Below are 6,621 nucleotides of genomic sequence, written 5' to 3'. Positions count from 1 at the left end.
TTTATTTTCAAATCTAAAAATATAGAACTTCACCAAAGATTACAAAGACGTCCGAGGTCCTCAAAAGACCTCGGACGTCTACAATACCAAAAAGCTTAACTCAATATACCTTCTCAAATTTATTTTAATTTATAGTAAGTTGCCTTACCTTTCCCGAGCTTTATAATCAAACCGAGATCAATTAGCTTTCTAAAATCTAAATTTCTTGTCGGCTTGGCACGATTGGTCAAATTAGAATAATCTCTATCAGCAATAAACCCCTTCTCCTTTATAAAGTCCAACATCTCCTTATGATATTCTTTTAATTCCGTATCGGGACTAATCACTTCTTTTTCTATTTCTTTTTTAACTCTCAAAAGTTCATCGATAATTCCTTCTGTAAAGTATTCTAGCCAACTAGTAAAATCGATTTTATTTTCAAGATCATAATAATTCCCAACTAAACCAACTTCTCCGAAATATTTAGTTACATTGAGATTATAATAATTTTCAAAACTAAATAAATTAAAAGTATCAACTCCCATTTTAGCCAAGAGAACTTTTGTCGACAAACGAGACGTACGACCATTGCCGTCAACAAAAGGATGTATAATTACAAATTGCTTGTGAAATATACCAGCCAGGATAAGAGGATCAACTGATTGAGAATTATTTTTTAAAAAATCAAACAAATCATTCAGCATTAAAACCACATCGTGATGGTCTGGTGGTAAATATATTGTTGCTCCGCTTACTGGATTATTAACAAAAACTGGCTCCTTCCGAATATGTCCCCAATTGTGTTCTTGAATAAGACCCTCGGTAACTATCTTCTGAATTTTTTCTATCAATTTAATATTTACTAAAATATCTCCTTCTTTAATTATTTTTTCCAATTCAACCAAGGCCTTATTGTAATTTAAAACTTCTTTTTCTGAATCAAGAGCATTTTCTGGCTTGTTTTTAAGAATTCTTTTAACGTCAGTAAGTGGTAAAGGATTGCCCTCTATGCTTGTAGAAGAATGAGCCGATATTTCACGAGCACGACGCTCCATTTCCAAAAGTACAACCCTAGAAAAACTACGGCTATTTAACTCAGTGGAAATCTCAGCTATTCGTTTAATATTTCTTAAAAGTTTTGCTGTTATCGTGTATTTTGGCGTAAACATAAGTTTATCTTACATATCTTATAGACATATAATAGACGATTATTAGACGATTGTCAAGTTCCCTATTTAATAAACTGAAATAAAAAAATAACTACACACAACTAGAAGATTTTATCTGTGAAGCTATCAATATCGGTTATATCGGTTTCGATATTTTGGATAGAAAATAAATTCACAATTCAAGATTTATCCCGTGAAACGCTCTTTGTTTAACTGGGATTTATCCCGTGAAACCCTCTTTGTTTCACTGGGACTTGCCCCGTGAAATCATTTCTATTTAACTGGGGAGTGCGACATCCCGCTAGTCACAAAGTGACGTCAGCGGGGCAACTTTTATCTTTCATCTTTTAACTTATATCCATGAAACACATAAACTATAACTTTATAATGTTATATAATATTGACAAACTTTATAAAGTTTGATAATTTACTAATATGACTATTAAAGAAAAACTAAAAATAATTCAAGACACCTCTGGACTAACCCAGACTGAAATTGCCAATAAGATTGGAGTATCTTTTGTTGCATTCAATAACTGGTGGAACGGCAAATCAAATCCCAGGAAGAAACAGGAAATTGCTATTGATGAAATATACAAAGAATATACTGGCCAAAACATAATCCCCGAAACCATTCTGGATGCCAAAAAAATGCTTATAGCAAAACAATCAAAAAAATATAAAAACATTTTAGATATCATATTAAAAAATCCTGACATCTACAAACAGTTTCTTCTAACTCTCACCTACAACTCCAATAAAATAGAAGGATCTACTCTATCCGAAGATGAAACGGCCGACATAATGTTCAATAACAAATCTATACCAAGCAAAACCATCATTGAACAACTTGAAGTAAAAAATCATCAGTCAGCACTTCATTATCTTTTTAATTATTTAAAAACATCCAATATATTGGATGAAAATTTAATTTTGAAATTGCACAGCATTCTAATGAATAGCATTAGAGATGATGCAGGGCTATACCGTAGACATGGTGTAAGGATTGTTGGCTCAAATGTCCCAACGGCAAATTATATAAAAATACCAGAGTTAATCAAAATTCTTATTAGCGATATAAACATAAAACAAAAAGACAATATAGCCCATACAACAAATATTCACGCTCGATTCGAACAAATTCACCCCTTCTCCGATGGGAATGGCCGGATTGGTAGATTGTTATTAATAGCAATGCTTTTAAAAAATAACATTGCCCCAGCCACAATTAAACAAGAAAAAAAACAAATCTATTACACCAGCCTTAGAAGAGCCCAATTGAAAAGTGACTACACGCAATTGGAGGACTTCATTTGCGAGGCTATCAATATTGGTTTTGATATTTTGAACAGGAAATAGAGTACCCTATAGGGTACTCTATAGGGGACTCTATCCGCTTGTCTTGAAATCTAAAATGCCCCACCTATATCCCAGGGCACCTTCTCTTGCTTCGCAATTCATCTTGTCATTCTGGAGTAGAGCGCTAGCGCGCCCGAGCGCGCCCGAGCAAAGCGACAAAGTGCTCCTGGGGTGAAGCGACAAAGTACTCTTGGGGTGAAACGATAGAATCTCTCACTATACATAAATTAAGTAAAATTCACAATTCAAGATTTATCCCGTGAAACCCTCTTTGTTTCACTGGGATTTATACCGTGAAACCTTTTTTGTTTAACTGGTACGTGACCCCAATTACCTTCCAATTACCCTGCCTTATTATGACTTAAAATAATTCTCAACTGCAAAAGAATATTGTTCAATAAACAAGTTCCTAAAATAACTTAGATTATTTTGTTCATAGAATATAATTATTGCTTTTTTATATTCCAACTCATCAATACTTCTAAAAGATAGCGGACAATAATCGTTTACCATCAAGATTGCATTCCCCATCAAGCGACTAGTTCTTTTATTGCCGTCGCCAAAAGGCTGTAAATAAGCAATCAATAAATTTAGCAACAAGGCTTTCTCAAGTATGTTCTCCTTGCTATTAACTAAATCACATATTTTATTCAATGCTTCCCTGATCTTATTTTTATCTTCCAATGGACGATAAACGGTACCAGTTATCCCAACGGGATTTTTTCTCAAACCCTTAACTACATCCATATCTTTAATAATCACCTCGTGTAAATCAATAATACGATCAGGATTAATTTTTTTAATTTTATTTTTAGAAACATATTCTATAGCCTCTTTATGATTCAAAATCATTCGTGCCTCAAGTTTTGTATGACCCTTTGCTTCTTTATTCTCCTTTATTAAAAATTCCGTTTCTAATAAATCGTAAGTATTGCCTTCAATTTTTGAAGATTTCCAGCTTAACTCAATCATCAATCTCTCAAATTCTTTTTCGATTATATTACTAGAAAGACTATTTATATTATCTTGATACTTTTTATTCAATTCATTCAATGTGTCAATCTGACTATCATTAAAAATATTAATATTTTTTAATAATTCGAATATTTCAAAATTAAACTCTCGTGTGGCGTTTCTGTTGTCTAAATCTTTCGAGAAATAATTATCAATATCAATTTCTTCAAAAACCCTAGAACTTGGAGATACTCTATATTTAACCGATGGGCCCTTGCCAAATCTTACAACAAGTTTATCATCAATAAACTCGTCTAAGTCCCTTATAACAGTTATTTTGGAAACACTTTTAGTATTTTTTTTGTTTACCAAAGACAATAAATCATTGATTCCAATGCTCCCTTCTTTAATTATATTTAAGATGATTTGTTTCCTTTTTAACATAAAATTATCGTATCATTTTTATTCAAAAATCGTATCATTTTTTAAGGCTATAGTCAATATATTTAATAATATTATTTAATATTAGTGAAATTCAAAAAAATAATCGTATCATTTAAAGCAATGAAAACTAACATTAACATTTAAAAACAGAAGAATCCTTTCCAATAGAATAAAGCATCACAGGATTAGAAAACTCCGCCACCGCTTCCCGTATAATAAAAATAGCTTCTGCTTCAAGCTTTTCAAGGTGAGTTAAATTGTAGTTATTTTTATTAACCGAAAATAAATTCACAATTCAAGATTTATCCCGTGAAACCCTCTTTGTTTCACTGGGATTTATCCCGTGAAACCTTTTTTGTTTAACTGGGACCTGTCCCGTGAAACCTTTTTTGTTTAACTGGGACCTGTCCCGTGAAACCCTCTTTGTTTCACTGGGATTTATCCCGTGAAACCTTTTTTGTTTCACTGGGATTTATACCGTGAAACCTTTTTTGTTTAACTGGTACGTAACCCCAATTACCTCTCTATTTTAACTTTTGGAACACGCGTGAGTGTGACATCCCGCTAGTCACAAAGTGACGTCAGCGGGGCAACTTTCACCTTTTAACTAATCACATATAGACAAAATTACCAAACTATGTTATTTTATTAGTATAACAATACTAATAAATGTGATTTTTATTAGTAGTTGAATACTAATAAATGTAATTATATGAATAAAGACCTAATATTAAATGAAATAAGTCGACAAAACTCGCATTGGGACAATGTAGACAACTATTTTTTTACAAAAAATAAATATAAAAGAAAATTATATTTCGAACTTTTAAAATACTTAGACACAGATCTAATTTTATCTATTATTGGATTACGAAGAACTGGAAAAACCGTTCTATTAAAACAACTAGCAGAACACTTAATAAAAGAGAAGAAAGTAAGCCCAAAAGATGTATTTTTCCTAAGTTTTGACGAAGCTATCCCCTGCTCTCCAGACGATTTAGCAGAGTACTTTACGTATTATCTCGACACCACAAGAACAGCAAAGAATAAAACAGCCTATATATTTATCGACGAAATACAATATATCGACAAATGGCAACACGTCTTAAAAAGATTTTATGATACAAGACCAAATATCAAATTCATTGTCAGTGGATCATCTTCTATATTTTTAAGAAAAAAAACGACTGAAAGCCTGGCCGGTAGAAACTTCGAATTCAAGCTCGATGTTCTTGATTTTAATGAATACTTAGAAATAACAGGTAAAGACATAAATTTTATAAACTCCTATAATAGTGCAAAAATTGATATAAAAAGAATTTCAATCGAAGCTATTAAAAAAAATAGTAAAAATATTGAAACATTCTTAGCAAAAAATAATAATTTATTACAAAAATATTTTGAAGAATACTTGTCATTTGGGCATTTTCCAAAAGTTGCCATTGAACAAAATAAAGTTATAGCTGAAAAATATATTAGAGAATCAATTTACAAAAAAACTATAGAATACGATATCCCAAATATATATAGAGTCGATAAAGTAAACGAATTAAGATTTTTATACGAAATACTTATCCAAGAGACTGGAAATGCAATAGAATTAGGAAAACTAGCCTCGGAATCAGAAATTACTTATAAGACATTACACAATTATCTTGAATATTTAGAAGAAAGTCTTCTTGTGGACGTGGTCTATAATTTTTCAAAATCTTTCAGAAAAAGCAAACAAAGCTTAAAAAAAATATATATCGCTAGTACAAACTTTTATCACCTCGATCCAAAATTATCTCCACAGATTAAAGGACAAATCACAGGACATCTAGCCGAAACTTATGCCTACAATCTATTAAAGAAAAATTTTGCCTACGTATCAGTTTACAAACAAAGAGAAAATGAAATTGATTTTATTGCTCGAGACGACCTATTAAATACTGATTTTTATTATTACATTGAAATAAAATATAAAAGAGGCTTAAGACATGAAAATTTTAAATTCCTTAAACGAACAACAACAAAAAGAAAAACCAAAATCCCCTACTTAGTATTTTCAAAAGACACATTTAACATATCCGACAAAGGAATAATAATCCCGATTTACCTAATAGCATAAATCACGTCCCGAAAGGACCTCCGAGGTCCCAAAAGACCTCGCAGGTCTACAGCACCAAGCTAACCACAAAAAATCTAAACTAAAAATTGTCATCCCCCACCCTCTCTCATTCTGGAGTGAAGCGCCAGCGCGCCCGAGCGAAGCGACAAAGTACTCTTGGGGTGAAACGATAGAATCTCTCACTATACATAAATTAAGTAAAATTCACAATTCAAGATTTATCCCGTGAAACGCTCTTTGTTTCACTGGGACGTGACCCCAATTACCTTTTAACATATCCGACAAAGGAATAATAATCCCGATTTACCTAATAGCATAAATCACGTCCCGAAAGGACCTCCGAGGTCCCAAAAGACCTCGCAGGTCTACAGCACCAAGCTAGCCACAAAAAATGCCAGCGAAACGATAGAATCCTCTCACTATACATAAATTAAGTAAAATTCACAATTCAAGACGTGACCCCAATTACCTCTGACCCCAATTACCTTTATAAGTAATGGCAAAAAAATAGAATCAGTAATCCAAGTCTGCTATAATTTAGACAATATCAAAACAAAAGAAAGAGAATTAAATGGCTTATTGGAATGTATGGAGGAGCTTAAAATA

Annotated in this window: 4 protein-coding genes; 2 read left to right on the top strand and 2 right to left on the bottom strand. The window is 32.1% G+C overall.

Features of this window, described 5'->3' with window-relative positions; genetic code table 11:
- Window positions 1-119: 119 nt before the first annotated feature.
- Window positions 120-1,148, bottom strand: coding sequence for a Fic family protein (locus tag PF572_02705; protein MDA3839975.1), 1,029 nt, complete (start codon window positions 1,146-1,148; stop codon window positions 120-122).
- A gap of 435 nt (window positions 1,149-1,583) precedes the next feature.
- On the opposite strand from PF572_02705, the gene PF572_02700 reads away from it, so the two are divergent.
- Entirely contained in the window at window positions 1,584-2,507 is a 924-nt protein-coding gene (locus tag PF572_02700; protein ID MDA3839974.1) for a Fic family protein, read from the top strand.
- A gap of 354 nt (window positions 2,508-2,861) precedes the next feature.
- Here the strand turns inward: PF572_02700 and PF572_02695 are convergent, their stop codons facing one another.
- On the bottom strand, window positions 2,862-3,905 hold the full coding sequence (locus PF572_02695; protein ID MDA3839973.1) for a Fic family protein: 1,044 nt from the start codon (window positions 3,903-3,905) through the stop codon (window positions 2,862-2,864).
- Between the two features lie 712 nt (window positions 3,906-4,617).
- Here PF572_02695 and PF572_02690 point away from each other — a divergent pair.
- Window positions 4,618-6,015 carry an ATP-binding protein gene (locus tag PF572_02690; GenBank protein MDA3839972.1) on the top strand — a complete coding sequence of 466 codons (1,398 nt, stop codon included), beginning with the start codon at window positions 4,618-4,620 and terminating at the stop codon, window positions 6,013-6,015.
- Window positions 6,016-6,621: the final 606 nt, after the last annotated feature.

Source organism: Patescibacteria group bacterium, from assembly GCA_027858235.1.
Taxonomy (GTDB): Bacteria; Patescibacteriota; Patescibacteriia; order Patescibacteriales; family BM507; genus BM507.
Note: the sequence above shows the minus strand (reverse complement) of the source record. Positions and strands in the feature narration are given on the sequence as shown.